Below are 4,582 nucleotides of genomic sequence, written 5' to 3'. Positions count from 1 at the left end.
CGGACGATGCTGGGATCGACATGCCGGGGAGTGCCGGCGGAGTGGAATCGTGGCTGAAAAGAATCGGAATTTGAGCCTCACAGCAAAGCGCGAGGCGAGATAAATCGTTATCTTTGCAAAAAACAGAGGCTGATGATATGGAACGATTGCATGTATTCGACTGTTCGAACGTCCTGATAGCGAGTTTTTTCACCGACGACCGGGGCTGTGCCCATGAGAACCGGGAACATACGCTTATCTATCTGTGTTCCGGTGAGCTCGAAATCGAGGAGCGCGGCAGGAAAACGGTGTTGCATCCGGGCGAATGCGCATTCATGCGGCGGGATAACCGGATGTGGTTGCAGAAACATGCCGATGCAGAGCATCCGTACCGTTCTGTCGTGCTGAAATTCACGAAACCCTTTCTGCGGGAGTTCTACCGGACGCTCGACCGGAAAGAGATTCCCGTGGAATCGAAACGTGAAAAAGTGAGCCTGCGCGTATTGCCTAATAACCGTCCCGACATCCGCAGCCTGTTCGAGTCGGTGATTCCCTATTTTGACGCAGGCGTGCAACCTTCCGACGACGTGTTGAAGCTCAAAATGATCGAGGGCGCTTATGTCTTGCTCAACACGGATAAGAACCTCTACGCCTCGCTGTTCGACTTCGTCGATCCGTGGAAAATAGACATCATCGACTACTTGAACGAGAACTACATGTACGACTTGTCGATGGAGGAGATCGCAAGCTATACGGGTCGCAGCCTGGCGACATTCAAGCGCGATTTCGCCAAGGTAAGCGACCTGACGCCGCAGAAATGGCTTATCAAGCGACGGTTGGAGGCTGCACACGAGTTGATAAAGTCCGGCAAGAAAAAAGTGACGGAAGCCTGCTTCGATGTCGGATTCAAGAACCTGTCGCACTTCTCGAAAGTCTATAAGGAGACTTATGGTTATGCGCCCAGCATGATCTGAGCCGGGAGAAAATCCGCAATGAACCTCACAGCAAAGTAATTTGAGCCTCGCAGCAAAGCCGTTGCGGGGCTCTCTCTTTACCTTTGCGAAAAAACATCATGGAAAACGATATTTTCGCAAGGGATTTGAGCGGCGAGCTGGTTTCGCCCAATGACGCGGGTTACGAAGAGCTGATTGCCGACATCTTCGCCACGATGGAGACGGCACAAGAGCTTGCGACGGTCGGCATACGCGACCAGAAGCGGGTACATGAACTGATGGGAAAGATTTTGGGCAAAGAGTTGCCGGAAAGCACCACCGTACTGCCGCCGCTCTATATCGACTACGGCAAGCCCGTGACTATCGGCAAAGGATGTTTCATCCAGCAATGCTGCACGTTTTTCGGACGCGGCGGCATCATCGTCGGCAACGACGTATTCATCGGCCCGAAGGTTAATCTTATAACCATCAATCACGACGTGAACCCCGACAACCGCAGCGCCACCTACGGACGCCCTATCGTCATCGAGGACAAGGTATGGATCGGCATCAACTCCACGATATTGCCGGGTGTCAGGATCGGTTACGGAGCTATCGTCGGCGCCGGCAGCGTGGTGACGAAAGACGTTCCGGCTATGACCGTCGTGGCTGGCAATCCGGCAAGAATCATCAAAGCAATCGAAAACAAATAAACTATGGAAGAGAAAAAAGGAATCAGCCGCCGCGGTTTTCTGAAGACTGCGGCCGCCGTAGGAGCGGCTCTGACCATTCAGCCCGCAATCAATAAGGTAAAGGCCGCCAATGCCGCACTCAACGGAGAAAATGCATTGTCCGTGAAAAAAGGCGGCCTACCGCATCGCACGCTCGGCACGGGCCGGACCGCTTTCGAGGTCTCCGCCCTCGGCTTCGGCGTGATGGGCATGACCTACAACCGCAGCCAGCACCCGGACAAGAAACAGTGCATCCGCCTGCTGCACGAAGCCGTGGAGCGTGGCGTGACGCTTTTCGACACGGCGATCATCTACGGACCGCTGACCAACGAGAATCTGGCAGGCGAAGCCCTCGCCGAGTTCAAGGGCAAAATCAACGTTACGACCAAATTCGGACACGAGGTCATCGACGGCAAAGGCACGGGGCGTCAGGACAGCAGCCGCAAAACGGTACGTCGATACTGCGAAGACTCGCTCCGCCGGCTGCGGCTCGAAACGCTCCCGATGTTCTACCAGCACCGCGCCGACCCCGATACTTCTGCCGAGGAGGTGGCGCAGACCATCGCCGAGCTGATGAAGGAGGGCAAGGTGCAGCATTGGGGCATGTGCGAAGTGAGTGCCGATACCATCCGCCGGGCGCATGCCGTATGTCCGCTGACGGCCATTCAGAGCGAATACCACCTGATGCACCGCGACGTGGAGACGAACGGCGTGCTGGATGTCTGCCGTGAGCTGGGGATCGGCTTCGTGCCGTACAGCCCGATCAACCGGGGATTTTTGGGCGGCTGCATCAACGAATACACGGTTTTCGACCCGACGAACGACAACCGCCAGACCCTGCCGCGTTTCCAGCCGGAGGCGATACGGGCCAACACGCGTATCGTGAACGTGCTGCAACAGTTCGGACGTACGCACGGCATGACCTCGGCACAAGTGGCGCTCGGATGGCTGTTGCAGAAAGCCCCGTGGATCGTGCCGATTCCCGGAACGACGAAACTCTCGCATCTGGAAGAGAACCTGCGCACGCTCGATTTCAACCTCGCCGCCGACGAGTGGCGCGAACTCGAAACGGCCGTCGCGGCCATTCCTGTCGTCGGCGACCGCTACAACGCTGAGCAGCAGCGGCAGGTCGGACGCTAAAAACGAAACAGAGATGAAAAAACTCTTATGGATCATGCTCTCCGCCGCTTTCTGCTCGTGCGGAGCAGCTGTAAAGGACGAACCGAAACATCTGAATATGACTGAAATGGACAAGAAAAATCTCGGCAGCCTGCTTGCTCTGTATCCTAAACCGATGACGGTCGTCGGCGCTGAGGTCGAGGGCCGGGTGAACTGGCTCGTCGTCGGGCATACGGGCATTATCGGTCATGACCGGATATTGGTCAGTATGAATAAGAATCATTACACCAACCGAGGAATACGGAAGTCCGGGAAACTGTCCATCAACCTCGTAAGCCGCGACATGCTGCCGAAAGCCGACTACGTGGGCAGCGTGAGCGGCGCATCGGTCGATAAATCGGGCGTGTTCGAATACCACTGGGGCGAAAACGGTACGCCCGTGATCGACGCTTCGCCGCTGACGATGGAGTGCGACGTGGTGGACATCTACGAGACCGAGGGCTTCGACAACTTTATCTGCTCGATTGCCGGTACTTACGCTGCACCCGAGGTGCTCGACAAAAACGGGAAACTCGACTATACACGGTTAAAGCCGGTGCTGTCCGAGTTCCCGACCTATTCCTACATCGCCACCGGAGAGATTATCGGCAAATGCTTGAACTTGGACAAGCAGCCGGGAATGTGCGCCAAGGAGTCGATGGGGGCCGACGGCATCGTGCGGCTGTCGAAAGTAGAGGTTTACCCGCAACACCTCGACGAGTATATGAAATACGCGACCGAGGTAGGCGAAATTTCGCTGCGCACCGAGTCGGGCGTGCTGACCATGTACGCCGTCGGTGAAAAGGAGAATCCCTGCAAGATAACCATATTGGAAACCTACGCAAGCAAGGCGGCTTACGAGAAGCATATCGCCTCGGAGCATTTCCAGAAATACAAGCGGGGAACGCTGCACATGGTCAAGTCGCTGGTATTGTCCGACCAGACACCGCTCAACCCTGCAAACCAAATAAACAATTTTATTCAATAGAGAATCATGAACAAAATCATTTTAATTTCCCTATTCAGCATTCTAACATTCAATGTTATGGCACAGGAAAAGATAGTACAGACGGCCGGGCGCGACCAGCTCGGCGAGTTCGCTCCCAAATTCGCGGAGCTCAACGACGATGTTCTTTTCGGCGAGGTGTGGAGCCGCACCGACAAACTCGGTCTTCGTGACCGTAGTTTAGTAACGATTACGTCACTGATCAGTCAGGGTTTGACCGATTCTTCGCTGACCTATCATCTTCAAGAAGCGAAGAAAAACGGCATCACCCGCACCGAGATCTCCGAAATCATCACCCATATCGGATTTTACGCAGGTTGGCCAAAAGCATGGGCGGCATTCCGGCTGGCCAAGGAGGTATGGGCGGAAGAGACGACCGGCGAGGATGCCAAAGCGGCTTTCCAACGCGAAATGATTTTCCCCATCGGCGAACCGAACACGGTCTACGCGCAGTATTTCATCGGCAACAGTTACTTAGCCCGCATCTCGTCGGAACAGGTTTCCATCGCCAATGTAACGTTTGAGCCGAGTTGCCGCAACAACTGGCATATCCACCGCGCGACGAAAGGCGGTGGACAGATGCTGATCGGTGTCGCAGGCCGCGGCTGGTATCAGGAGGAGGGCAAGCCCGCCGTCGAGATCCTCCCCGGCACAGTCATCCACATTCCGGCGAACGTGAAGCACTGGCATGGCGCAGCGGCCGACAGTTGGTTTGCGCACCTCGCATTTGATGTCCCCGGAGAAAAAACATCCAACGAATGGCTCGAACCCGTAAC

5 protein-coding genes are annotated in these 4,582 nt (G+C 55.6%); all 5 read left to right on the top strand.

Annotated features, from left to right (window positions below; genetic code table 11):
• Positions 1–137: 137 nt before the first annotated feature.
• Complete coding sequence (locus tag WMO46_RS15460; RefSeq protein ID WP_349094647.1) at positions 138–953, top strand: helix-turn-helix transcriptional regulator; 816 nt, start codon at positions 138–140, stop codon at positions 951–953.
• 98 nt (positions 954–1,051) lie between these two features.
• On the top strand, positions 1,052–1,624 hold the full coding sequence (locus tag WMO46_RS15455; RefSeq protein ID WP_129649828.1) for a DapH/DapD/GlmU-related protein: 573 nt from the start codon (positions 1,052–1,054) through the stop codon (positions 1,622–1,624).
• A 3-nt stretch (positions 1,625–1,627) separates the two neighbouring features.
• Positions 1,628–2,782: an aldo/keto reductase gene (locus WMO46_RS15450; protein ID WP_349094646.1), complete on the top strand. Its 1,155-nt coding sequence runs from the start codon at positions 1,628–1,630 to the stop codon at positions 2,780–2,782.
• Positions 2,783–2,879: 97 nt separating this feature from the next.
• Positions 2,880–3,788 carry a flavin reductase gene (locus tag WMO46_RS15445; RefSeq protein ID WP_129652141.1) on the top strand — a complete coding sequence of 303 codons (909 nt, stop codon included), beginning with the start codon at positions 2,880–2,882 and terminating at the stop codon, positions 3,786–3,788.
• Between the two features lie 6 nt (positions 3,789–3,794).
• The coding region (locus WMO46_RS15440; protein WP_349094645.1) for a carboxymuconolactone decarboxylase family protein at positions 3,795–4,582 on the top strand (788 nt) is incomplete at its 3' end.

It is taken from the genome of Alistipes intestinihominis, assembly GCF_040095975.1.
Taxonomy (GTDB): Bacteria; Bacteroidota; Bacteroidia; order Bacteroidales; family Rikenellaceae; genus Alistipes; species Alistipes senegalensis.
The sequence above is the reverse complement of the archived record's forward strand: the minus strand, read 5'-3'. Positions and strand labels throughout refer to the sequence as shown.

What these genes read in the sequence shown, in the direction of transcription:
- WMO46_RS15460 (WP_349094647.1), top strand. Translation starts at nt 138, where the DNA reads ATGGAACGATTGCATGTATTCGACTGTTCGAACGTCCTGATAGCGAGT.
- WMO46_RS15455 (WP_129649828.1), top strand. Translation starts at nt 1,052, where the DNA reads ATGGAAAACGATATTTTCGCAAGGGATTTGAGCGGCGAGCTGGTTTCG.
- WMO46_RS15450 (WP_349094646.1), top strand. Translation starts at nt 1,628, where the DNA reads ATGGAAGAGAAAAAAGGAATCAGCCGCCGCGGTTTTCTGAAGACTGCG.
- WMO46_RS15445 (WP_129652141.1), top strand. Translation starts at nt 2,880, where the DNA reads ATGACTGAAATGGACAAGAAAAATCTCGGCAGCCTGCTTGCTCTGTAT.